Below are 22701 nucleotides of genomic sequence, written 5' to 3' on the forward strand. Positions count from 1 at the left end.
AAGACCCAGCGGTCGGGACGAAAAGCTGGCAGCAATCAAACAAAAAGCTGAACATCCGCCTTGACACACCAAATCCCCATGTGAGCAATCCAGAAATCTTTCCGCAGTGACAGACTGGATGGCTTCGCTGCGCTCGCAATGACGGTTCAATAAGCACAGGAGTAAAATAATTGTCTCAGGATCTGATCCGCGAAACCGCCTGCGTCGTCGTCGACAAGCTGCGGTCCGGCGAGGTCTCGCCGCTGGAGCTGCTGGATGCGCTGGAGAAGCGCATCGGTGAAGTCGACGGCAAGGTCAATGCGCTGCCGACGCTGTGCTTCGATCGCGCGCGGGATAGCGCCAAGGCGCTGATGCAGAAGCCGGCCGGCGCGCGCGGATTGCTCGCAGGCCTGCCGGTGCCGATCAAGGACCTGACCGATGTTGCAGGCGTGCTGAACACCCAGGGCTCGCCGATCTACAAAAACAATATCCCAGCGAAGTCCGACCTCATGGTCGAGAACCTCGAAGCCAATGGTGCGGTCGTCTACGCCAAGTCCAACACGCCGGAATTCGGCGCCGGCGCCAACACCTTCAACGAGGTATTCGGCGCGACCCTCAACCCCTGGGACATTTCGAAATCCGCCGCCGGCTCCTCCGGCGGCGCGGCGGTGGCGCTCGCGACCGGCATGGCCTGGCTCGCACAGGGCTCGGACATGGGCGGCAGCTTGCGCAGCCCCGCGAGCTTCTGCGGGATCGTCGGCATGCGACCGAGCATCGGCCGCGTCGCGCACACGCCGAAAGCGGGCATCGACCGCAATCTCGGCGTGCAGGGCCCGATGGCACGCAATGTCGAAGACCTCGCGCTGCTCCTGGATGCCATGAGCGGCGATTATGCCGCCGACCCGCTGTCGCTGCCGGCGCCCGCGACCTCGTTCCTGACGGCCGCGCGGTCGGGCAAAAAGCCGAAGCGCATCGCCTACTCCGCTGATCTCGGCATCACCCCGGTCGACCCCGAAGTCAAGGCGCTCACGCGCAAGGCGGCGGAACGCTTTGCCGAAGCCGGTGCCATCGTCGAGGAGGCGCATCCGGATTGGCGCGAGGCGCATGAGTGCTTCCACGTGCTCCGCGCGTTCGACTTCGCGATCAGCAAGGCGCAGCTGCTCCGCACCAAGCGCGACCTGCTCAAGCCCGAGGTGATCTGGAACATCGAGGAAGGTCTCAAGCTCACCGTCGAGCAGCTCGAGCGCGCCGAAGCGCAGCGCGTCGGCATGACCGCGCGTGCAGTCGAGTTCTTCCAGACCTACGATCTGCTGCTGGTACCGACGACGATCGTGCCGCCGTTCCCGATCGAGAACCGCTATGTCGCCGAATGCGCGGGCAAGAGGTTCGACAATTACGTCGAATGGCTCGGCATCGTCTACGCCATCACGCTCGCCTGCTGCCCGGCGTTGTCGCTGCCGTGCGGCTTCACGGCGTCGGGACTTCCGGTTGGTGTGCAGGTGGTCGGCGCGCCCCGGAGCGACGCTGACGTGCTCGCGGGCGCGAAGGTGCTGGAGGATATTCTGGGTCTGCGGGGCACGACGCCGATTGATCCAAAAGTGAAGAAGTAACTTCTCGAGCCCCGGACGAGCGGCAGCGCTGACGCGTTGCACCTCGTCCGGGGCACGAGATATCTAGCCCGCGCGCGTCGCCTCCAAACTCCGGCTATACCGCGACATCGCGAAGCAGAAGACGAAATAGATGGCGGCGACGAAGATGTAGACTTCGACGGAGAATTGCTGCCACGCGGGATCGATGATCGCGGTCTTCGCCGTCGTCAGCAGGTCGAAGATACCGATGATCAGGACGAGGCTGGTGTCCTTGAAGAAGGCGATGAAGGTGTTGACCAGCGGCGGGATGACGTGGCGGATCGCCTGCGGCAGGACGATCAGCCGGTTCTTGCGCCAATAGGACAACCCCAGCGCATCAGCGGCCTCATACTGTCCGCTCGGCACGGCCTGAAGGCCGCCGCGGACGACTTCGGCAAGATAGGCACCTGCGAACAGGATGATCGCGATCTGCGCGCGCAAGAGCTTGTCGATGTTGAATCCGGCAGGCATGAACAGCGGAAACATCACGCTCGCCATGAACAACAAACTGACCAGCGGCACGCCGCGGATCAGCTCGACATAGAGCACGCTGAGCGAGCGGATTGCCGGCAGCTTCGAACGACGGCCGAGGGCAACGAGGATGCCGAGCGGGAAGCCGAACGCGAGACCGAACGTCGCCAGGATCAGCGTCACCGGCAAGCCGCCCCAACGGTCCTGCGAGACGAACGACAAACCGAACACGCCGCCCCACATCAGCACGCTGATCAGCGCCAGCGCTCCAATCCAGAGATAGGCCAGTTCGCGCCGCCATAAGGCGCGGCGGGTGGAGAGATAGAACAGGGCGATGAAGAGCAGCACCGCCAGCGCCGGCCGCCACTGCTGGTCGAACGGATAGGTGCCAAACAGGATGAAGCGGTACTTTTCGGGTATGATCGCCCAGCACGCACCGACGCCGCGCACTGCGCGGCAGGCACTGGAATCGTTCGCCGGCGTCAACCAGACTGCGTTCGCGATTCCCCACAGCACTAAGCTGAAGACACCCTTGGCGAGCACCGCCAGCAGCACGACCGAGAGGATGCCGTTCGGAATCGACGAGAACAAATTGGTGCGCAGCCAGCGCAGCACCGGGTTGCCGATTTGCGGGCGACGGGCGGCGCGCGGTGCTTCCGGAATGTCGGCGATCGCCGTCATGATCAGCGCTCCACCAGCGCGATGCGCGAATTGTACCAGTTCATGAAAAAGCTGATGCCGAGGCTGATGGTGAGGAACACCGCCATGATCAAAGCAATCGCCTCGATCGCCTGGCCGGTCTGGTTCAGCGTGGTGTTGGCGATCGAGACCACGTCCTGATAACCGATCGCCACCGCGAGCGAAGAGTTCTTGGTCAGGTTGAGGTACTGGCTGGTCATCGGCGGCACGATCACCCGCAACGCCTGCGGCAGGATGATCTGCCGCAGCATGAAGCTGCGGCGGAGGCCAAGCGCATTGGCGGCATCCCACTGGCCGCGCGGCACCGACTGGATGCCGCTGCGCACGATCTCGGCGATGAAAGCCGAGGTATAGGTGACGAGCGCGATCACGAGCGCAAAATATTCCGGCGCGAGCGTCAGTCCACCGACGAAGTTGAAGCCGCGCAACTCGGGCCATTCGATGATCCAGGATACGCCGAGCAGTGCGGACACGAGCGCCGGCAGCACGACAATGAGGCCAAGCGCGAAAGGCCAGGCCGGCCGTGGCTTGCCATCGCGCATCTGCAGTGAGATCAGCCGTCGCTGGATGACATAGAACACGACAAGCCCGAGCACTGCTGTGCCGAGCACCCAAAGCTGCGACCTCCCGGTTGGAATCGCCGGCAGGATCAAGCCCCGATTGGAGAGGAACACGCCATCGATCGGCCGAAACGCCGCGCGTGCGGCCGGCAGTGCCTGCATCAGCACATACCAGAACAAAAGCTGGAGCAGCAGCGGGATATCGCGGAGCGTTTCCACATAGACAGCGGCAAGCCGCGACACCAACCAGTTCGCGGACAAGCGCGAGATACCGATCAGCGTACCCAAAATGGTTGCGAGCACGATGCCAATTACGGCAACACGCAAGGTGTTGGCGATGCCGACGACGAAGGCCCAGAGATATGAGTCTCTTGGATTGTAGGCGAGCAGGCTGTCGGCGATGGGCATGCCAGCCTCACGGCCGAGGAACGCAAATCCGGTCGTGATGCGGCGCGCGGAGAGATTGGTGACCGTGTTGGACCAGAGGAAGACGATGACCGCGACCGCGATCCCGACCACTAGGACCTGCCAGAACAGGCCTTTCAGCTCGCGTCGCCCGAAAGCGCCGAACAAGCGGCGGCGCGGCGGCGGTCTCGGAGCGTCTGACGTCACAGCACAAAAATCCTTCTCAAGACGGGCGATTTCCGGCGGCGCACGTCAACTGTTGCACCAAACTCTACTTCGTGCAACAAATGTTTCATGGCCGAGCCCGCGAAATCCTCGCCGTTGAGCGAACTGCGCATTGCATTGCCGTCGCTCCCGATGCGGTTGCAGGAGGTCGGGCGTTTCGTCGCCGCCAATGATTACGACGCCACCACGCGTTCGATGCGCGATCTCGCAGCGGTTGCCGGCGCCGATCCGGCCGCGTTCACGCGGCTTGCGAAAGCGATCGGCTATTCGGGCTGGGACGAATTGCGCGCGGCGCTGACCGAGGCGCGGCGGCCCTCGCAGATCGCGCCCTTCTCCGGCCGCGCCAAGAGCCGCCGTCACGGCCCGAACGCCGATGTCGCGCTCGTCACCGACAAGCTCGAGGCCGAGGCCGCTGGCCTTCCGCGCATTCGGGCCCAGCCGATCGCGGAAGCGGCCCGCGCACTTCACGACGCCAAGCGGATCTGGATCACAGGCTACCGGAGCTGCCGCAGCGTCGCGGAGCTGCTGAACTACGAGCTCCGGCTGTTTCGTCCCGAACAGGTGCAACTCGTCGGTGCGTCGGGCCCCGACGATCTCGACCTCGGCGCGTTCCGGCCCGGCGAAGCCGCCATCGTCATCGGCTTCATGCCCTACACACATGCGAGCGTCCGGGTCGCGCAGGCCGCCTATCGTGCCGGCGCGACCCTGATCGCGATCGCGGATAGCCCATCGGCGCCGATGGCCGAAGGCGCCGACCACGTGCTGCTGTTCGAGGCGGCCTCCTCTCCCGGCTTTTTCCCGAGCCTCACCGGTGCCATTGCGATCGCGCAATCGCTCGCTGCCGTGACATTTTCGCTCGGCGGCATGGCCGCAAAGAAGCGGCTGGAAAATACCGAGGCGCGACTGGCCGCGGCCTCCACTTACGTTCCAGAGAAAGGTTGACCCATGGCCGCTCGCACCAGCCGCGTGCTGCACCGTTCGTTGCGCGAAACGCCGCCCAAGGCGATCGGCGGCGAAGGCGTCTATCTCCTGGCCGAGGACGGACGCCGCGTGATCGACGCATCCGGCGGTGCGGCGGTGTCCTGCCTGGGCCATCAGCATCCGCGCGTGATCGCAGCGATAGCGAAGCAGGCCTCGACGCTGGCCTATGCGCACACCGCTTTCTTCTCCTCCGAGCCGGCCGAGGCGCTGGCCGAACTGCTGGTCGGCCACGAGCCCGGCGGGCTCGCCTATGCTTATTTCGTCAGTGGCGGATCGGAGGCGATCGAAGCCAGCATCAAGCTCGCGCGGCAATATTTCATCGAGCGTGGCGAGCCGCAGCGGCAGCATTTCATCGCGCGGCGCCAGAGCTATCACGGCAACACCCTGGGCGCGCTGGCCGCCGGCGGCAATGCGTGGCGGCGTGCGCCCTATGCGCCGCTGCTCTCCGACGCTTTCAGCCATGTGACCCCGGCCTTCGCCTATCACGAGAAACACGATGGTGAATCAGATGCGCAGTTTGTGGCGCGCCTCGCCGCCGAACTTGAAGCCGAGTTTCAGCGGCTCGGCCCTGAGACCGTCGCGGCGTTCCTCGCCGAGCCCGTCGTCGGCGCGACCGCCGGTGCGGTGACGGCGCCGGACGGATACTTCAAAGCGGTCCGCGAGATCTGCAATCGACATGGCGCGCTGCTCATCCTTGATGAGGTCATGTCCGGCATGGGCCGCACCGGCACCACGCATGCATGGGAACAGGAAGGCGTCGCGCCCGACATCCAGGCGATCGCGAAGGGCCTCGGCGGCGGCTACCAGCCGATCGGCGCGATGCTTGCCAGCGGAAAGATCATCGACACGATCCGTGCGGGCTCCGGTGCGTTTCAGCACGGCCATACTTATCTCGCGCATCCCCTCGCCTGCGCCGCCGCACTCGAGGTGCAAAACGTGATCCGCGAGGACGGCCTGCTCGAACGCGTCAAGGAGCGCGGCAAGCAGCTCGAGCAGCGGCTGACCGAGCGCTTCGGCAACCACCGCCATGTCGGCGACATCAGGGGTCGCGGGCTGTTCTGGGCGATCGAGCTCGTCGCCGATCGCGCCGGCCGCAGCTCGTTCGATCCGGCATTGAAGCTGAACCAGAAGATCAAGGCGGAGGCCTTTGCCAACATGCTCGGCTGCTATCCCGGCGGCGGCACCGTGGACGGGGTCCGCGGCGACCACGTGCTGCTGGCACCGCCCTATATAACTTCGGCTGACGAGATCGACCTGATCGTCGACAAGCTCGGCACCGCCGTCGACCACGTGTTGCGTAGTGTCAATCATTGAGGGGAGAGTAACATGATGAGGAAAGTGGTTATCGCAGCGAGCGTGCTCGCGGCATCGACGGTGGTCGCATCGGCCGCGACGCTCGACACGGTGAAGAGTCGCGGCACGCTGATATGCGGTGTCAGCGCCGGCTTTGCCGGCTTCTCCGCGCCGGACTCGCAAGGCAATTACAAGGGTCTCGACGTCGATTATTGCCGCGCGCTCGCCGCCGGCGTGCTCGGCGACGCCAGCAAGGTGCGTTACGTCTCGCTGACCGCGCAGAACCGCTTCACCGCGCTCCAGTCCGGCGAGATCGACGTGCTCTACCGCAATTCCACGCAGACCTATCTGCGCGGCGTGACGCTGGGCCTGCGGCAGGGCCCAATCAACTTCTACGACGGCCAGGGCTTTGTCGTGAAGAAGGACCTCGGCGTGAAGGAGATCAAGGATCTCAAGGGCGCCACCGTCTGCGTCGCCCAGGGCACCACGCATGAGGTCACGCTCGGCGATTACGGCCGCGCCAACGGCATCGACTGGAAACCGCTGGTGTTCGACCGCGTCGACACGATGTACCAGACCTTCTTCGGCGGCCGTTGCGATGCCATGACCCAGGACGCTTCCGCGCTCGCAGGTGCCGTGACGACCGCGGCGCCGAATCCGGCCGACTACGTCGTGCTACCGCAGACCATCAGCAAGGAGCCGCTCGGCCCCTTCACCCGCAACGGCGATGAGGTCTGGAGCGACATCATCACCTGGCTGCATTACGGGCTGATCGAGGCCGAAGAGCTTGGCGTCACGCAAGCCAATGTCGACGAGATGGCGAAGTCGCAGACACCGGCGATCCAGCGCCTTCTGGGCGCCTCCGGCGATCTCGGCTCGCGGCTCGGGCTCGACAATAAATGGCTGGTCACGGCAATCAAGGCCACCGGCAATTACGGCGAGATCTACGAGCGCAATGTCGGCAAGGCGAGCCCGCTCAAGCTCGAGCGCGGCCTCAACGGCCTCTGGAGCAAGGGCGGCTTGATGTACGCGGTGCCGTTCAAGTAAAGGCCTCGCGTGTCCCGGACGCGCCGCAGCGTGCAACGCTGCTGCGCTGAGCCGGGACCTCGCCGCGACAATGGGCCCCGGCTCTGCAGCGCCATGCGCTGCGTCCGGGGCACGAAACCTTCCATCGGGTAACGTTCAATGACGACGTCTCCTCGCATCGCCCTGATCCACGCCCTCAAGCATTCTATCGCCCCGATCGAGGCGGCATTCGCGAAGGCGTGGCCAGAGGCGAGGCTGATGAACCTGCTCGACGACAGCCTGTCGGCTGATCTCGCGCGTGACGGCAAGCTCAACAATGCCATGACCGAGCGCTTCCTTGCGCTCGGCGACTACGCCGCGGCGACCAGCGCGGATGCGATCCTGTTCACCTGCTCGGCCTTCGGTCCCTGCATCGAGGCGGTTGCGCGCGCGCATGCGCCGATGCCGGTGCTCAAGCCGAACGAAGCCATGATCGAACGGGCGGTGACGATGGGCCAGCGGATCGGCCTGCTCTCGACCTTCCCGCCCACGCTGGCCTCGATGCCGCCGGAATTTCCGGCCTCCGTCAAGATCGTGCCGAAACTTGCCGAAGGCGCGCTGGACGCGCTCGACCGCGGCGACCGCGCGACACATGACCGGCTGATCGTGGAAGCCTCACGTGACTTACGCGATTGCGACGTCGTCGCGCTCGCGCAGTTCAGTATCGCGGCGACGGCGCCTCTCGTGGCGGAGGCTACCGGCCGCCCTGTCGTGACCACGCCTGACAGCGCCGTCGAGAAGCTGATGAAGCTGTTGGTGGTGAAGGCTTAAGTGCCAGCCTTTTTCCGGCGCCGCGCGGCCTTGATCGCCGCCGCAAGCGCTGCCTTCGTTTCGCTGACAAAATCCTCCACCAGCTCCTCGCGCGTGGCATGCGCCGCCTCACCGGTGAACAGGCCCTGCTCTGCCAGCATCACCACGCCGTGCAGCGCCGCCCAGATCTTGAGCGCGTGCCGCTCTCGCAAATAGCCGACCGCGGGCGCTTCAAGAGCTTCCACCACGAGCGCAAATGTCTCGTGCGTGGCCTCGCGCAACTCGCTGCCCTTGGGCGCGCAGGACACAGTGCGCGAAGCGAACATCAACCGGTAGATGCCACTGCGGTGCAGACCGAAATCGAGCGTCGCCTGCGCCAGCCGCGATAATTTCGATTGCTTCGACGGCTTTGCCATCGCGACCCGCAAAATCGCGCTGAGCTGCCGGAACGCCTGCGCCGTCACCGCCTCAAGCAGCGCCTCGCGATCGGCAAAATGCCGGTAGGGCGCCGGCTGGGAGACGCCGAGCTGTTTTGCAAGCGCCTTGATGCTGATCGCCTCCGTTCCGCCCTGCTCCGCCTCGCGCAGCGCAGCCTTGATCAGGGCGTCCCGGAGATCGCCATGGTGGTAGGTGTTCTCGGGTTTTCGGGCAAGTTGTGAACGCATGTTGCGCAGAGCCTATAAGTTTGTGCTTGACAGGGGAAGCCTGCCACGAATGTAATAGGCTATAACTTAGAAGAAGCGGCAATGCCGCGACAAAATTGACAAGAGGAACGCGCACCCTTCGGGTTCACGCGCGCACGACCGAGGAAAGCCGCCATGACAGAGCGACTGAGGATTCACGTCGATCCCGACAAATGCCAGGGGCACGCGCGCTGCAAGGCGCTGGCGCCGGAGCTGTTCGAGCTCGACGAATACGGCAACGCCCACGAGGCCGGCGACGGCACGGTCCCCCCCGGCCTCGAAGACAAGGCCTGGCTTGCCAAATCCAATTGTCCGGAAATCGCAATCGACGTGATCGAGGAGTAGCGCACCGCCTGCCGCCCCGCGTGCCTTTCTTGAACACGAGCCCCTAGGGATTCACTGATATGTCCGACGTCAGCCAACCCGCCGCCCATCCGCCCGTGACCGATTGGGTCCATGATTTCGACCACACCGATCCGCAATGGACGGAAGATCCCTTCCCGATCTGGGACGAGCTGCGCGCCGCAGGCCCGGTCGTGCACACCGAACGTTTTCTCGGCTGTTACATGCCGACGACCTATGAGGCCGTACGCGAGATCGCCAACGACAGCGAGCATTTCTCCTCGCGCCGGATCATCGTCCGCGACGTGCGGCCGGAAATCACCAGCAGGAACTCCGCCCCGCCGATCACCTCCGATCCGCCGGTGCACAAGCCCGCCAAGCAATTGCTTCTGCCGCCGTTCACGCCGGACGCGATGAAGAAGCTGGAGCCGCGGATGCGCGCGATCTGCAACGAGTTGATCGACGGATTCATCGCCGAACGTCGGCTAGACGCGGCGGAGCGCTACACCAAGCACATTCCGGTGCGGGCAATCGCGCACATGCTCGGCATTCCTGAGTCCGACAGCGATCTCTTCATCAAATGGATCCACATGATCCTGGAGCTCGGCATCAAGGACGAGACCATGCTGCTTGAGGCCGTGCACGAGATGAGCGCTTACTTCGGCGCCCACATCGAGGCCCGCAAGAACAAGCCGACCGACGATCTGATCTCCTACCTGATGAACGCCAGGGACAAGGAAGGCAATCCGCTCGAGGATTCGCACGTGCTGGGCTCGCTGCGACTGCTCCTGATCGCCGGCATCGACACCACCTGGAGCGCGATCGGCTCCTCGCTCTGGCACCTCGCCCGGACGCCCGCCGATCGCGAGCGACTGATTGCCGAGCCCGGGCTGATCCCGAACGCGGTGGAGGAGCTGCTGCGCGCCTATTCGCCGGTGACGATGGCGCGCGAAGTGGTCAAGGAGACCACGATCTCGGGCTGCCCGGTCAAGCCAGGCAACATGGTGCTGCTGTCCTTCCCGGCCGCGAACCGCGACCCAAAGATTTTTCCGGATGCTGACAAGGTCGTGATTGACCGCCGCGAGAACCGCCATGCCGCCTTCGGCCTCGGCATCCACCGCTGCGTCGGCTCGAACCTTGCGCGCATGGAGATGCAGGTTGCGCTGGAGGAATGGCTGAAGCGAATTCCGGACTTCGCCCTCGATCCGGCAGGCACGGTGACCTGGTCACAGGGAACCGTCAGAGGCCCCCGCCAGTTGCCATTTTTGCTTGGAAAAGGCGATGTAGACCTTTCCAAACAGCGATACGGAGAGGCCGGACGTGACCGAGCAAGCAATCAAACCGGCCTCCGACCACATTGACATCTCCGACGCCAAGCGCCGGATCAAGGCGATCTTCATCGGTTCGATCGGCAATCTCGTCGAGTGGTACGACTTCTACGCCTATACCGCGTTCGCGCTCTATTTCGCTCCCGCCTTCTTTCCCGGCAGCGATCCCGTCGTGCAGCAATTGAATGTCGCCGTGGTATTCGCGGCGACGTTCCTGATGCGCCCGCTGGGCGGCTGGTTGTTCGGCTATATCGCCGATCATTACGGGCGACGCATCTCGCTGACGCTGTCGGTCGTCTTCATGTGCTTCGGCTCGCTGATCATCGCGTTGACGCCGACCTATGCCTCGATCGGCTTTGCCGCACCGGTGATCCTGGCGCTGGCCCGCATCATCGAGGGCCTGAGCCTCGGCGGCGAGTACGGTGCCAGCGCGACCTATCTCAGCGAGGTCGCTGATCCCAAACATCGCGGGTTCTATTCGAGCTTTCAGTACGTCACACTGATCGGCGGCCAGCTCACGGCGATCATCGTGCTGCTGCTCCTGCAAAAAATCTTCCTCACGCCGGAGGAGCTGAGGACCTGGGGCTGGCGCATCCCGTTCGCGATCGGCGCCATGCTGGCGATCTTCGCCGCCGTGATGCGGCGCGGCCTGCATGAGACCGAAGCGTTCGAGGAAGCCAGGAAGGTTGTGAAGCCGACCGGCTCACTTACCAACCTGCTGCGCTATCCCCGCGAACTGCTGCTGGTGGTCGGCCTGACCGCAGGCGGCACCGCGGCGTTCTACACCTTCACCACCTACATGCAGACGTTCGTGAAGCTTTCGGTCGGGCTGACCGAGGACCAGACCACCTTCGTGATCTTCGGCACGCTGATTTTCGCGACCATCCTGCAGCCGATCTATGGCGCGATCTCCGACAAGATCGGCCGCAAGCCGTTGCTGATCTTCTTCGGTGTCGCCGGCACGCTCGCGACCGTGCCGCTGCTGATGACGCTGAAGGAGACCAAGTCGCCGTTCATCGCGTTCATCCTGATCTCCGCGGCCTGGCTGTTCGTCGCCGGTTACACCTCGATCAACGCGGTGGTAAAGGCCGAGTTGTTCCCGACCAATGTCCGCGCCCTCGGCGTCGGCCTGCCCTATGCGATCACGGTCTCGATCTTCGGCGGCACGGCGCCGGCGGTCGCACTCTATTTCAAGAGCATCGGGCATGAGGAGTGGTTCTACTACTATCTCGCCAGCGTCATCTGCCTGTCGCTGATCATCTATTCCACCATGCGCGACACCAAGCACGCCTCCGCGATGCATCGCCACGAGTAGCTCATGGCCGAGGACAACGAGCCGCCCGACAGCAAGCTGACGCGCACCAAGGAAAAATGGGCGCGCGAAGGCCGCTTTTTGACCGGCAAGATCACGCGCCCCGAAGAGCAGCGCCTGCCGCCCGGCCAGCATCTGACAAAGGACTGGCCGGTGCTCGATCTCGGGGTCGTGCCGCCGGTTTCGCGCGAGCGTTGGCGGCTCGACGTCTACGGCGCAATCGAGAACCCGGTGTTCTGGACCTTCGCCGATTTCGTCGCCCAGAAGCAGGCGCAGTTCACTTCCGACATCCACTGCGTGACGACATGGTCGCGCTACGACAATGAATGGGAAGGGCTCGCGACCCGCGAGCTGCTCGCTGCCTGCCAGCCGCGCGACGACGCGCGCTTCGTGGTGCTGCATTCTTCTGACGGCTACACCACCAATCTTGCGCTGGACGACTTCGCCGCCGAGGATGCGCTCCTCGCTCATAGCTGGTCCGGCCAGCCATTGTCGGACGAGCATGGCGGCCCGGTGCGGCTGGTCGTGCCGCATCTGTATTTCTGGAAGAGCGCCAAATGGCTCCAGGCCATCGAATTCCTGACCGAGGATGCGCCGGGCTTTTGGGAAGTCCGCGGCTATCATAACCGCGGCGATCCCTGGGCCGAACAGCGCTATTCAGGCGATTAGGTTCAAGCAAGAACGAGGAAAGCCCATGCCGACAGAGCGCTTTCAATTCACCGGCGAAGGCGGCCATCAACTTTCGGCCGCGCTGGAGCTACCCGACGGCGAGCCCGCGGCCTTCGCACTGTTCGCGCATTGCTTCACCTGCGGCAAGGACACGCTAGCCGCCAAGCGTATCTCGGTCGCGCTCGCCGCCAAAGGCATCGCCGTGCTGCGCTTCGACTTCACCGGGCTCGGCTCCAGTGAGGGGGATTTCGCCAATTCGACGTTCTCCTCCAACGTCGCCGATCTCGTGCGCGCGGCCGATCATCTGCGTAGCGTCCGCAAGGCACCATCCATCCTGATCGGTCACAGCCTCGGCGGCGCCGCGATCCTCGCGGCAGCCGGACACATCCCGGAAGCCAAGGCGGTTGCGACCATCGCGGCACCATCCGATCCCGCCCACGTCACCGGTCTGTTCAAAGAGCATATCGACACCATCCGTGCGCAGGGTGAGGTCGAAGTCTCGCTGGCGGGACGCCCGTTCCGGATCAAGCGCGAATTCCTCGACGACATCGCCGAGCACGAGCTGATGAAGGACGTCACCGGCCTGCACAAGGCCCTGCTGATCATGCATTCTCCGGTCGACGATACCGTCGGCATCGACAATGCGACGAGGCTCTTTGTCTCGGCTAGGCATCCCAAGAGCTTCGTCTCGCTCGACCATGCCGATCATCTCCTGACCAAGCCATCCGACGCCCTCTACGCGGCCGACCTGATCGCGGCTTGGGCGAGCCGGTACATCGACACAGCCAAACCCGCGAAGGCGATGGACCTCCCTGAGGCACCGCGCCAGGTCGTGGTGCAGGAGACCCGCAAGAGCAAATTCAACCAGACCATCTCCGTCGGTCCGCATCGCCTGATCGCGGACGAGCCGGTCGCCGCCGGCGGCGAGGATGCCGGTCCTGGTCCCTATGATTTCCTGCTTGCCGGTCTCGGCGCCTGCACCTCCATGACCATGCGCCTTTATGCCGACCGCAAGTCGCTGCCGCTCGATCGTGTCACCGTCACGTTGAAACATTCCAAGATCTACGCAAAAGACTGTGCGGAGTGCGAGACACGCGATGGCATGCTCGACCAGATCGAGCGCGACATCGCGATGGACGGCACACTCGATCCCGAGCAGCGCAAGAAGTTGATGGAAATCGCCGACAAGTGCCCGGTGCACCGGACCCTGACCTCGGAAATCCGCATCGTGACGAAGGCTGTGGACTAGCGCGCTAGAAGCACGACGCCATCGTCCGCAACGCCGCGGTGATCTCGCTTTCGCGCCAGGCCGCGAAGCCCAGCAGCAGGCCGTGATCGCAGGGACGGCCGAGCGCAAGGCTGGACAAAGCCCGCGTTTCAACCCCTGCCGCGACGAGCCGCTTTACCGCCGCCTGATCGGCCCGACCGCGCTTGAGGCGCGCGACGAGCTGGATGCCGCCCGGGGGCACTTCGACCGAGAGAACCTCGCCGAGATGACGCTCCAGTCCCTCGACGAGGTGATCGCGGCGGACGTGATAGAGCCGGCGCATCCGGCGCAGATGCGCCAGGAAATGCCCGTCGGCAACGAATTCGGCCAGCGCTTCCTGGATGTGGCTCGCGGCGATCAGCCCGATGTGCCGCTGTGCGATTTCCAGGGTGTTGACCAATGCCGGGGGAACGACGAGATAGCCGAGCCGGATATCCGAGGTCATCGCCTTCGAGAACGTGCCGACATAGAACACGCGGCCATGGGCATCGAGCCCCTGCAAGGCCGGCACCGGCCGGCTGTCATAGTGGAATTCGCCGTCGTAATCGTCCTCCACAATCCAGGTCTTGCCGGGCCTGCTCAGGCCAAGAAATTCGGTGCGGCGCGAGAGCGACATCAGGCGGCCGGTCGGGTGCTGGTGCGACGGCGTCATGAAGATCAATTTCGGCGCCGCCAGTCCCGGAATCCGCTGCATGCCCTGTTCGTCCAACCTCATCCCGATGACGCGCGCGCCGGATGCGCGGAAGGCCGACGTGGCGCCGGGATAGCCGGGGTCCTCCACCCAGACGTCGTCGCCGGGCGTGATGACGGCAGCCGCAATCAAGGTGAGCGCAGCCTGCGCGCTCGGCAGAATCAGGATTTGATCCGCCTTGGCGCGAACGCCCCTGCTGGTCGCGAGATAATGCGCCAGCGCCTCGCGCAGGCGCGTCCGGTTGACCGGCCCGAGCTCGCGCTTGGCCGCGCGCACGGCGCTGCGGCGCAGGCAGCGCGCCCAGACCTCGTTCGGAAACTCCCTGAAATCGCCGTGTCCGGGACGCAAGGGTCTTAGTTGCGCCTGATACGACATCGGCCAGTCGGTCTGCGTGAGGCTCGAAGCCCAAGGTGAAAGCCGCGGCTTGCCGGCGCGCACGCGAGATGCAACGGCGTCCGTTTTCTCGATGCGCTCGCCGTCGACCGTGACCATCGGACGGCGCCCATGCGAGGCCTCGAGATATCCCTCGGCGGCAAGCTGCTCGAAGGCATAGGTGACGGTGTTGCGGGAGACGCCGAGATCGTTCGCAAGCCGGCGGCTCGACGGCAGCGTGCGGCCTTTGCCGAGACGGCCGGTCGCGATCAAGCTTCGGAGCTGGCTCGTCAGTTGAGCCACCAGCCCCTCCCCGTCAGCCCGCTTCAGATCGAGCAGGGCGGAGATCATGCCTTCCGAAACTGGCACCTTATTCCTCTACAATCTGGTACTTTTTCAGGCTCCAATTGATGCTATCCGCTGAACCGGACTGCTTCAAGGACCTCCACAATGAACTCCCTGTCACCCCGCGCGGCCGTTGGCCTGTTCCTCATCGTCGTGCTGGCCTGGGGCATAAACTGGTCGGTGACCAAGCAACTGGTGCAGTTCGTCCCGCCGCTGTGGAGCGCGGCGATCCGGAGCTGGATCGCTCTGATCGGTCTCGCCGCGATCCTCGGGCTGAGCAACAACCTGGTGATCCCGGACCGGCGTGACATTCCGGTCGTGCTCAGCGTTGCACTGCTGCACATGACGTTGTTTTCGGTTCTGGTTGCGTCGGGTCTGCGCTTCCTGCCCGCAAGCAAGGGCGTCGTGCTCGGCTACACCACGCCGCTCTGGGTCGCGCTCGCTGCACCCCTGCTCGGAAAGGACACTCTGACGGCGCCAAAGCTCGCCGGCGCGCTGCTCGGGCTGATCGGCCTTGTCGTCATCCTGAACCCGGCCTCGATCGACTGGACCAATGCCAACGTCGTGCTCGGCGCCGGCATGGTGATCCTGGCCGCGATCTCCTGGGCCGCGAACATCATCTATATCCGCGCGCATCGCTGGATTGCGTCCCCGCTCCAGCTCCTGATCTGGCAGGTGCTCGTGGCGACAATTGTGCTGTCAGTGAGCGCGACAATCGCGGATGGCCTGCCGCATGTGGAGTGGTCGTGGAGGCTCGTGTTGCTGTTCCTGTATTCGGGGCTGATCGGAACGGTGCTGGCCTATTGGGCGATGTCGATGGTGAACAAGAGCATCTCGGCTTTGACGACTTCGCTCGGTACCACCGCAACGCCGCTCGTCGGCATCGCCAGCGCCGCGATCCTGCTGGGTGAGCCGATCGACATGAGTCTTGTGATCGCGGCCGCGCTGATCGTCACCGGCATCGCTCTCGCGACGCTTGGCGATCGCCTGCTGCGCGGTCAGGCCACCGCGAGAGGCTGAACGCGCAGGACTCCGCGCAGGCCCGCCGTGGTGCCGAGCAGGATGCCGGCGACGGCGACGAACGAGCCCAGCGCGAGCGTCGACACGCCAGTGAGCCCTTGCCCGATCGAACAGCCGAAGGCCATCACGCCGCCGATGCCCATTAGGGCGGCGCCGCCCGCCGATCGCAGCATGTGGCGTGGCGAGGAATAGCCTTCGAGATGGAATCGGCCTGTGACAAGCGCGGTGACGAGACTGCCAGCGAGGACGCCGGCAATTGTCGCAATGCCGAAATTGAGCGTCAGGCCGGTCGAGAGCATGGCGTATTGCAGCGCATCCGCGATCGGCGCGATGAAGGTGAGCGAGGTCACCGGCACCGGGTTGAAGTCATCCGCGCCGAGATAGCCGGTGACGAACCAGCCGCCGGCGACGAGGAGACCGACGATGGCACCGGCTGCGATCTGTCCGTGCGAACGCCGGAAAGGTGGGTGTGCGAAAGCAAACAGGATAAGCACAACGACGATGACAGCAGCAGCAATCGCGCGCGAAACCGCTTCTGCCGGACCGAACGTCGCCAACAGTGACGGCAGCGAATTCAGGTGGACCGTGGTTTGCGAGGCCTGCACCAGCGCGATGCGCGCCGGCGCGATCAGACCCTTGAGCGTCATCTGCGCGGCAATGGCCAGCACGACCACCACGACGAAGGAGCGGAGATTGCCGCGGCCGAGCAGCACCAGCGCCCGCGAGCCGCAACCGTTCGACAGCACCATGCCGTAGCCGAACAGCAGACCGCCGAGCAACAGCACCGGCACCGAAAAGGATTGTTGCAGATAGATCGATTTGCCGAGATCGACCATGCCGTTGCCGGCGAAGAATTGGCTCGCGGCGGTCGCAACCGCGATCGCCAGCGCATAGGTCCGCACCAGCCGCCCGTCCCCTTCCGCCAGCCAGCCGCGCATGCTGCTCATCAGGCAGAAGCCGCTGAGCAGTCCAACGGCGCCGTAAACGAGGCCAATGACGAGGCCGGCGAAGATGACAAGTTGGGTGGATGACTCCATGATCAAGGCTTCAGGATCACGCGATCACGCGACGAGCCGGCAACGGCGACATAGGCCTCCTTTGCGCGTTCGAGCGGATAGACGGCGTTTGCCTTGATCGGGAACGGCTTCAGGTGCCCGCTCGCAAAGCCCGGGCCGAGGTCACGCAGCACAGCGCCTGTCGCGGCCGACGGCAGGCCGAGCGTGTCGATGCCGACATAGGTGTGCTGCCCGCGGTAGAATTCGAGGATGTTGAACTGCACGATGCGGTCGATCGCTGCGATCAGGATCTGGCGGCCGCGAAGCGCGAGCGACTTGTGCGCCGCCTGGAAATAGGGATCGCCGACCGTGTTGAAGACGATGTCGGCGCCTTTACCATCGGTCAACTCGCGCACGCGCGTGGCGACATCGGTGGCGGAAGCGTCGATCACCTCGATCGCCGCGTTGGTATGGCCTTCATAAGCTTCCGCCTTGCGCACCACGCCGATGACGCGCGCGCCCTGCCAGGTCGCGATTTGCACCGCCGCTTGACCGACCTTGCCGTTGACGCCGAACACCAGCACCGTTTCGGCGGGCTTTGGAATGCCGGCGCGGCGGAAGCCCTCCATGGCCGTGACGAAGGGCACGCCGATGCCGGCCGTCTCCTCCCAGGACAAGGTCTTCGGCTTGGCTACCACCGCGTCAGATTCAACGACGAGATGGCTGGCGTGGGTGCCGTCGCGGCGGATGCCGAGATCGCCGGAGGAGCCGAACACCTCGCGGCCGATCGTACCGGACGGCCCGTCGATCACCACGCCGGCGTAGTCGCGGCCGGGCGTGCGCGGGAACACAGCATAAGGCATCAGCCCGGTCGCGGCCTTGACGTCGGACGGATTGACGGCGGCGGCCTTGACCTCAATCAGGAGATCATTCGGACCGCGCGTGAGCGTATGACGTTCGACGCCAGGGGCAAGCGTGGCGGCGTTCTCGGCCTTGGCATTGAGGCGCACGCAGCGCGCTTCGACGGCTTTGGCATCGGCTATGGACATCGAAAGACCCACGGGACTTCTCGCGGGCCTTGTCGCCTTTGGGGGCGGTCAAGTCAATCCTTCGGCCTCTTGTCGTAGAGGCGCTTGGCCTTGCCGAGCGAGCGCTCCAGCGTGGCCGGCGCAACCACGCTCACCCTGGAGCTGATGCCGATCGTGTTCTTGATGTGGGTCGAGATCCGGCTCGCATGGTCGAGAAGACCCCGGCCGTCCCAACTCTCCGGCCGCGCCTCGGCAATGATGGTCAACTCGTCCATGCGGCCTTCGCGGGTCAGCTCCAGAATGAAATGCCCGCCGCACCACTCGGTGGCGAGCAGAACCTCCTCGATCTGGGTCGGGAACAGATTGACGCCCCGCAGGATGATCATGTCGTCGGAACGGCCCGTGACCTTCTCCATCCGCCGCATGCCCGGCCGAGCCGTGCCCGGCAGCAGCCGCGTCAGATCGCGGGTTCGATAGCGGATCACCGGAAATGCTTCCTTGGTGAGCGAGGTGAAGACCAGTTCGCCCTTCTCCCCGTCGGGCAGCACCGCACCTGTTTCCGGATCGATCACTTCAGGATAGAAATGATCCTCCCAGATGTGCAGGCCGTCCTTGGTCTCGATGCATTCCTGCGCAACGCCGGGGCCGATCACTTCGGAGAGACCGTAGATGTCGGTGGCGTCCATGTCGAAGGCGTCCTCGATCTCGCCGCGCATCGCGTTGGTCCAGGGCTCGGCGCCAAAGATGCCGACCTTGAGCGAGCATTGACGCGGATCGAGCTTCTGACGCTTGAACTCGTCGAGGATCGCCAGCATGTAGCTCGGCGTCACCGTGATGATGTCGGGCCGGAAGTCATTAATCAGCTGCACCTGCCGCTCGGTCATGCCACCGGAGATCGGCACCACGGTGCAGCCGAGCTTCTCCGCGCCATAGTGCACGCCTAGCCCGCCGGTGAAGAGACCGTAGCCATAGGCATTGTGGATGATCATGCCGGTGCGGCCGCCGGCAGCGCGGATCGAGCGCGCCATTACTTCCGACCAGGTGTCGATGTCGGCCTGCGTATAGCCAACGACGATCGGCTTTCCTGTCGTGCCGGAGGAGGCATGCACACGCACCAGTTTTTCACGGGGCACGGCAAACATGTTGAAGGGATAGTTGTCGCGCAGGTCCGTCTTCACCGTGAATGGAAATTTCGCGAGATCCGAGAGCTCGCGAAACTCCGACGGGTGCACGCCGGCCGTGTCGAAGGCCTTGCGATAATGCGCGACGTTGTCGTAGGCGTGCTTCAGCGACCAGGCCAGCCGCTGCGTCTGGAGCGCCATGATCTCGTCACGCGACGCGCGCTCATGCGCGTCCATTTCGGCGCGATAGGTGTTGCCACCTTCCTTGAGCCTCGTCAGAGCCATCCTCGTTTCCCCATATCATTGGTTTGTTCTTTTTCGTTATTGATCTTGCGCCGGCAGCCACGTACCGGGAATGACCCGCGAATGCCCGCGGAATTCCGCGATGACGGTATCGCCGGCGGTGATGCGCACGTCGTAAATGCCGGAGCGGCCGCCGCGGCTGACTTCGCACGCTTTTGCGACGAGGCGGTCGCCGAGCTTGCCGGGCTTGATGAAGGTGATCTGGCCCTGCGCGGCCACCACGCGTTCATTGTGCGAATTGCAGGCAAAGGCGAACGCGGAATCGGCGAGCGTGAAGATGAAGCCGCCATGGGCGATGCGCTGACCGTTGACCATGTCCGGCCGCACATTCATCGCCAGCGTCGCAAAACCCGGGCCGATCTCGACGATTTCCATGCCGAGGCCCTTTGAGGCATCGTCCTCCGCCCACATCGCATCGGCGCAGGCGCGGGCAACATCCTCAGGCGACAGGGCGGCTTTGACGTTCACGCGCATCTCCCGGCCAATTGCTTACCCGCAATGCTCTGCTGCTTGGCCATAACTGTCAAACGTGGTCGTAGTCGACCACCACCCGCTCTGACGATGGCTTGGCCTGGCAGGTCAGGACGAAGCCGGCCTTTAGCTCCCAGGGTTCTAGCGAATAGTTGACGTCCATCGGCGCCTGGCCCTCGACCAATTTTGCACGGCAGGTCGAGCACATGCCGCCCCTACAGGCGAAGGGCAGATCGATGCCGGCGCGCAGTGCGGCATCCAGGATCGCCTCGTCCTCGGCAACCGGCACGTCGCGACGCTTGCCGTCGATGATCAGCGAAGCCATCGCCTTCGGCGGCGCGTCGGGCGCAACGATCTTCTTCGGCCGCGGCTTGCCGCCGAACTCGGAGACGAAGCGCTCGACGTGGATACGCTCTTCCGCGATGCCAAGGCCGCGGCAGGTCGCCTCGATCTCTTCGCTCATGCCAAGAGGTCCGCAGATGAAGATGTGATCGATGCTCGCGGCAGGAACCAGCGAGCGCAGCAGCAGTCTCACCTTATTACCGTCGAGCCGGCCATGCAGGACCGGAATGTCCTGTTCCTCGCCGGAGATAACGTGGAAGATCGAGAGGCGGTCGATGAAGCGATCCTTGAGCTCTTCAAGCGCCTCGAGGAACATGATGTTGTCGGTCGCGCGATTGCCGTAGAACAGGAAGAAATGGCTGTCCGGCTCACGCGCAAGCGTGCCCTTGACGATCGACAGGATCGGCGTGATGCCGGAGCCGGCGGCAAAACCGACATGGATGCCGCCGGCGCCGGCCGGCGGGACCACGCCGAAGCGTCCTGTGGGCGTCATCACGTCCAACTCGTCGCCGCACTTCAAATCGTCCGCCGCCCAGCTCGAGAATGCGCCGCCGTCGACCTTCTTCACGGCGATGCGGATCTCCCCATCGTCAGGACCCGAGCAGATCGAATAGGAGCGGCGCACCTCCTCGCCATCCAGCATGGTGCGGAGCGTGAGGTATTGGCCGGGTGTGAAAGCGTAGTCGGTCGCAAGCTCCGTTGGGATGGCAAATGTCAGCGATACTGCGTCGGACGCCTCGCGGCGAAGGTCGTTGACGGCCAGGCGATGGAAGCGCGGTGCGGCTGCTGACATGGTCAATGACACTTGAAATAATCGAAGGGTTCGCGGCAGGCCTTGCAGCGCCACAGCGCCTTGCAGGAGGTCGAGCCGAATTCGGACAGCAGCTCGGTATTCGTCGAGCCGCATTGCGGGCACGCAACGGCCTGCTCGCCGAACAGCGCGCGTCGTGAACTGGAGGCTTGCGGCGGCGCGATGCCGTAGGCGTGAAGCTTCCGGCGGCCCTCCTCGCTCATCCAGTCGGTGGTCCAGGCCGGCGACAGCACGGTGCGGACCTTTGGACCGCGGAAACCAGCGCGCTCCAGCGCGATCTCGATTTCCAGTGCGATCATGTTCATGGCCGGGCAACCCGAATAGGTCGGCGTGATCGCGACCTCGACGTGATCGCCGTCGAGAACGACATCGCGGAGCACACCGAGATCGGCGATCGTCAGCACCGGAATTTCGGGATCGACCACGCTGGCCACGGCGTCCCAGGCGCGTTTGCGCAGTTCGCTGTCGCGCTCCAGCACCGTCACCATGTCTGCCCCGGGAAAGTGCGCTGCATCGACTGCAGCTCGGACAGAAGATGGCCAAGATGCTCGCTGTGCCGCCCGGAACGGCCGCCTTGCTGCATCCAGTCGGTCCGCGGCAGCTCAAGCATGGCTTCACTGACGACACCCGACAGCGTCGTCAGCCAGCGACCGCGCAAGCTTCCCGGATCGATGGCGATATCGGCATGGATCAGGGCGCGTTCGCCTTCATCGACCGCAAACATCTCGCCGGTAAACGCCCAGAGATGATCGATCGCGCCCTGCGCGCGGGCCTGGCTTTCGTCCGTGCCGTCGCCGAGCCGGATGATCCACTCCGAGGCATGGCGAAGGTGATAGGCGCTCTCCTTTTCGGACTTGGCGGCAATCGCTGCAAGCGTCGTGTCGCGCGAGGTCATCATCGCCCGCCAGTAGAGATCGGCGAAGGCGGAATAGAAGAACTGCCGCACCAGGGTGTGGGCAAAACCGCCATTGGGCTGCTCGACCAGCAGCAGATTGCGGTATTGCCTGACATCGCGCAGGTAGGCGAGTTTGTCCTCGTCGTTGTCCTTGCCTTCGGCCTTGGCGGCGTAGGTATAGAGCTCGCGCGCCTGGCCGAGGAGATCGAGCGCGATATTGGAGAGCGCCATGTCCTCTTCCAGCATCGGCGCATGTCCGCACCATTCCGAGAGGCGATGCCCAAGGATCAGCGCATCGTCGGCGCGGCGCAAGGCATAGAGCACCAGCGGTGTCTCCGAGACCTGGATGTTCGCAACGGGCATCACATGTGTCCCACTTCGTCGGGCACCTCGTAGAACGTCGGGTGGCGGTAGATCTTCGATTCCGCAGGCTCGAACATCATGCCCTTCTCGGCGGGATCGCTCGCGGTGATCGCGGTCGACGGCACGACCCAAATCGAAAGACCCTCGCCGCGACGGGTGTAGATATCGCGCGCGGCCTGCAAGGCCATGGTCGTGTCGCTCGCGTGCAGCGAGCCGACATGCTTGTGTGCGAGCCCGTTGCGGCTGCGAATGAAGACTTCCCACAGCGGCGTGTTCGGCGTGGCCAT

General features: G+C 64.4%; 22 protein-coding genes and 1 pseudogene. 11 read left to right on the plus strand and 12 right to left on the minus strand.

The genetic code is table 11. From position 1 onward, the window contains the following. Positions 1-170: 170 nt before the first annotated feature. Positions 171-1589: an amidase gene (locus ABIB06_RS32455; RefSeq protein ID WP_247349748.1), complete on the plus strand. Its 1419-nt coding sequence runs from the start codon at positions 171-173 to the stop codon at positions 1587-1589. 63 nt (positions 1590-1652) lie between these two features. On the opposite strand, the gene ABIB06_RS32460 is transcribed toward ABIB06_RS32455, so the two are convergent. Further along, positions 1653-2759: an amino acid ABC transporter permease gene (locus ABIB06_RS32460; protein ID WP_354051787.1), complete on the minus strand. Its 1107-nt coding sequence runs from the start codon at positions 2757-2759 to the stop codon at positions 1653-1655. A 2-nt stretch (positions 2760-2761) separates the two neighbouring features. Beyond that, positions 2762-3949 carry an amino acid ABC transporter permease gene (locus tag ABIB06_RS32465; protein ID WP_354051789.1) on the minus strand — a complete coding sequence of 396 codons (1188 nt, stop codon included), beginning with the start codon at positions 3947-3949 and terminating at the stop codon, positions 2762-2764. 87 nt (positions 3950-4036) lie between these two features. On the opposite strand from ABIB06_RS32465, the gene ABIB06_RS32470 reads away from it, so the two are divergent. The 4 genes from ABIB06_RS32470 to ABIB06_RS32485 all read left to right on the plus strand — a co-directional run bounded on the left by ABIB06_RS32470 (position 4037) and on the right by ABIB06_RS32485 (position 8077). Continuing rightward, positions 4037-4909, plus strand: coding sequence for a MurR/RpiR family transcriptional regulator (locus tag ABIB06_RS32470; protein WP_354051791.1), 873 nt, complete (start codon positions 4037-4039; stop codon positions 4907-4909). Positions 4910-4912: 3 nt separating this feature from the next. Next, complete coding sequence (locus ABIB06_RS32475; RefSeq protein WP_354051793.1) at positions 4913-6262, plus strand: aspartate aminotransferase family protein; 1350 nt, start codon at positions 4913-4915, stop codon at positions 6260-6262. A gap of 12 nt (positions 6263-6274) precedes the next feature. Then, positions 6275-7288 carry an amino acid ABC transporter substrate-binding protein gene (locus tag ABIB06_RS32480; protein WP_247349742.1) on the plus strand — a complete coding sequence of 338 codons (1014 nt, stop codon included), beginning with the start codon at positions 6275-6277 and terminating at the stop codon, positions 7286-7288. A gap of 138 nt (positions 7289-7426) precedes the next feature. Then, on the plus strand, positions 7427-8077 hold the full coding sequence (locus ABIB06_RS32485) for an aspartate/glutamate racemase family protein (protein ID WP_354051795.1): 651 nt from the start codon (positions 7427-7429) through the stop codon (positions 8075-8077). On the opposite strand, the gene ABIB06_RS32490 is transcribed toward ABIB06_RS32485, so the two are convergent. Further along, the gene (locus ABIB06_RS32490; RefSeq protein WP_354051797.1) at positions 8074-8721 is read right to left on the minus strand and encodes a TetR/AcrR family transcriptional regulator; all 648 of its coding nucleotides are present in this window, start codon (positions 8719-8721) and stop codon (positions 8074-8076) included. The genes ABIB06_RS32485 and ABIB06_RS32490 overlap by 4 nt on opposite strands. Positions 8722-8874: 153 nt before the next feature. Here ABIB06_RS32490 and ABIB06_RS32495 point away from each other — a divergent pair, with 153 nt between their 5' ends. The 5 genes and pseudogenes from ABIB06_RS32495 (at position 8875) to ABIB06_RS32515 (ending at position 13639) form a co-directional block, all read left to right on the plus strand. Beyond that, a complete protein-coding gene (locus tag ABIB06_RS32495) occupies positions 8875-9084 on the plus strand; it encodes a ferredoxin (protein ID WP_247349739.1) in 210 nt (69 codons plus the stop codon). 59 nt (positions 9085-9143) lie between these two features. Further along, positions 9144-10358, plus strand: a pseudogene (locus ABIB06_RS32500) (cytochrome P450); the annotation flags it as partial. A gap of 43 nt (positions 10359-10401) precedes the next feature. After that, positions 10402-11724: an MFS transporter gene (locus ABIB06_RS32505; protein WP_354051799.1), complete on the plus strand. Its 1323-nt coding sequence runs from the start codon at positions 10402-10404 to the stop codon at positions 11722-11724. Between the two features lie 3 nt (positions 11725-11727). After that, on the plus strand, positions 11728-12390 hold the full coding sequence (locus ABIB06_RS32510) for a sulfite oxidase-like oxidoreductase (RefSeq protein ID WP_354051800.1): 663 nt from the start codon (positions 11728-11730) through the stop codon (positions 12388-12390). Positions 12391-12415: 25 nt separating this feature from the next. Further along, complete coding sequence (locus tag ABIB06_RS32515) at positions 12416-13639, plus strand: bifunctional alpha/beta hydrolase/OsmC family protein (protein ID WP_354051801.1); 1224 nt, start codon at positions 12416-12418, stop codon at positions 13637-13639. A gap of 4 nt (positions 13640-13643) precedes the next feature. Here ABIB06_RS32515 and pdxR read toward each other — a convergent pair whose 3' ends face one another. Beyond that, positions 13644-15071 carry a MocR-like pyridoxine biosynthesis transcription factor PdxR gene (gene pdxR, locus ABIB06_RS32520; protein ID WP_354051894.1) on the minus strand — a complete coding sequence of 476 codons (1428 nt, stop codon included), beginning with the start codon at positions 15069-15071 and terminating at the stop codon, positions 13644-13646. Positions 15072-15170: 99 nt separating this feature from the next. Here pdxR and ABIB06_RS32525 point away from each other — a divergent pair, with 99 nt between their 5' ends. Next, complete coding sequence (locus tag ABIB06_RS32525) at positions 15171-16085, plus strand: DMT family transporter (protein ID WP_354051803.1); 915 nt, start codon at positions 15171-15173, stop codon at positions 16083-16085. Here ABIB06_RS32525 and ABIB06_RS32530 read toward each other — a convergent pair. Genes ABIB06_RS32530 through paaB form a run of 8 tightly spaced genes read right to left on the minus strand, consistent with a single transcriptional unit; the run spans position 16064 to position 22701 of the window. Beyond that, positions 16064-17122, minus strand: coding sequence for a YeeE/YedE family protein (locus ABIB06_RS32530; RefSeq protein ID WP_354051805.1), 1059 nt, complete (start codon positions 17120-17122; stop codon positions 16064-16066). The genes ABIB06_RS32525 and ABIB06_RS32530 overlap by 22 nt on opposite strands. Positions 17123-17124: 2 nt before the next feature. Then, positions 17125-18129, minus strand: coding sequence for a quinone oxidoreductase family protein (locus tag ABIB06_RS32535; protein ID WP_354051807.1), 1005 nt, complete (start codon positions 18127-18129; stop codon positions 17125-17127). Positions 18130-18182: 53 nt separating this feature from the next. After that, on the minus strand, positions 18183-19514 hold the full coding sequence (gene paaK, locus ABIB06_RS32540) for a phenylacetate--CoA ligase PaaK (protein WP_354051809.1): 1332 nt from the start codon (positions 19512-19514) through the stop codon (positions 18183-18185). A gap of 36 nt (positions 19515-19550) precedes the next feature. After that, positions 19551-20000: a hydroxyphenylacetyl-CoA thioesterase PaaI gene (gene paaI / locus ABIB06_RS32545; RefSeq protein ID WP_354051811.1), complete on the minus strand. Its 450-nt coding sequence runs from the start codon at positions 19998-20000 to the stop codon at positions 19551-19553. A gap of 55 nt (positions 20001-20055) precedes the next feature. Further along, on the minus strand, positions 20056-21138 hold the full coding sequence (gene paaE, locus ABIB06_RS32550) for a 1,2-phenylacetyl-CoA epoxidase subunit PaaE (RefSeq protein ID WP_354051813.1): 1083 nt from the start codon (positions 21136-21138) through the stop codon (positions 20056-20058). Between the two features lie 2 nt (positions 21139-21140). Then, positions 21141-21644, minus strand: a complete 504-nt coding sequence (gene paaD / locus ABIB06_RS32555) for a 1,2-phenylacetyl-CoA epoxidase subunit PaaD (protein ID WP_354051815.1) — start codon at positions 21642-21644, stop codon at positions 21141-21143. Next, positions 21638-22414, minus strand: a complete 777-nt coding sequence (gene paaC, locus ABIB06_RS32560) for a 1,2-phenylacetyl-CoA epoxidase subunit PaaC (protein WP_354051817.1) — start codon at positions 22412-22414, stop codon at positions 21638-21640. Before paaC ends, paaD begins: the two co-directional genes overlap by 7 nt. After that, entirely contained in the window at positions 22414-22701 is a 288-nt protein-coding gene (gene paaB, locus ABIB06_RS32565) for a 1,2-phenylacetyl-CoA epoxidase subunit PaaB (RefSeq protein WP_247349725.1), read from the minus strand. The genes paaC and paaB overlap by 1 nt, the downstream gene beginning before the upstream one ends.

Origin of the sequence: Bradyrhizobium sp. LB8.2, assembly GCF_040548035.1 — a bacterium.
In the GTDB taxonomy this organism is placed as follows: domain Bacteria; phylum Pseudomonadota; class Alphaproteobacteria; order Rhizobiales; family Xanthobacteraceae; genus Bradyrhizobium.

Bases quoted from the DNA above. Each gene is read 5' to 3' on its own strand.
- ABIB06_RS32460 (WP_354051787.1), bottom strand. From the start codon at position 2,759: ATGACGGCGATCGCCGACATTCCGGAAGCACCGCGCGCCGCCCGTCGC.
- ABIB06_RS32470 (WP_354051791.1), top strand. From the start codon at position 4,037: ATGGCCGAGCCCGCGAAATCCTCGCCGTTGAGCGAACTGCGCATTGCA.
- ABIB06_RS32475 (WP_354051793.1), top strand. From the start codon at position 4,913: ATGGCCGCTCGCACCAGCCGCGTGCTGCACCGTTCGTTGCGCGAAACG.
- ABIB06_RS32480 (WP_247349742.1), top strand. From the start codon at position 6,275: ATGATGAGGAAAGTGGTTATCGCAGCGAGCGTGCTCGCGGCATCGACG.
- ABIB06_RS32485 (WP_354051795.1), top strand. From the start codon at position 7,427: ATGACGACGTCTCCTCGCATCGCCCTGATCCACGCCCTCAAGCATTCT.
- ABIB06_RS32490 (WP_354051797.1), bottom strand. From the start codon at position 8,721: ATGCGTTCACAACTTGCCCGAAAACCCGAGAACACCTACCACCATGGC.
- ABIB06_RS32495 (WP_247349739.1), top strand. From the start codon at position 8,875: ATGACAGAGCGACTGAGGATTCACGTCGATCCCGACAAATGCCAGGGG.
- ABIB06_RS32510 (WP_354051800.1), top strand. From the start codon at position 11,728: ATGGCCGAGGACAACGAGCCGCCCGACAGCAAGCTGACGCGCACCAAG.
- ABIB06_RS32515 (WP_354051801.1), top strand. From the start codon at position 12,416: ATGCCGACAGAGCGCTTTCAATTCACCGGCGAAGGCGGCCATCAACTT.
- pdxR (WP_354051894.1), bottom strand. From the start codon at position 15,071: ATGATCTCCGCCCTGCTCGATCTGAAGCGGGCTGACGGGGAGGGGCTG.
- ABIB06_RS32525 (WP_354051803.1), top strand. From the start codon at position 15,171: ATGAACTCCCTGTCACCCCGCGCGGCCGTTGGCCTGTTCCTCATCGTC.
- ABIB06_RS32530 (WP_354051805.1), bottom strand. From the start codon at position 17,122: ATGGAGTCATCCACCCAACTTGTCATCTTCGCCGGCCTCGTCATTGGC.
- ABIB06_RS32535 (WP_354051807.1), bottom strand. From the start codon at position 18,129: ATGTCCATAGCCGATGCCAAAGCCGTCGAAGCGCGCTGCGTGCGCCTC.
- paaK (WP_354051809.1), bottom strand. From the start codon at position 19,514: ATGGCTCTGACGAGGCTCAAGGAAGGTGGCAACACCTATCGCGCCGAA.
- paaE (WP_354051813.1), bottom strand. From the start codon at position 21,138: ATGTCAGCAGCCGCACCGCGCTTCCATCGCCTGGCCGTCAACGACCTT.
- paaD (WP_354051815.1), bottom strand. From the start codon at position 21,644: ATGGTGACGGTGCTGGAGCGCGACAGCGAACTGCGCAAACGCGCCTGG.
- paaC (WP_354051817.1), bottom strand. From the start codon at position 22,414: ATGCCCGTTGCGAACATCCAGGTCTCGGAGACACCGCTGGTGCTCTAT.
- paaB (WP_247349725.1), bottom strand. From the start codon at position 22,701: ATGGCCACGCCGAACACGCCGCTGTGGGAAGTCTTCATTCGCAGCCGC.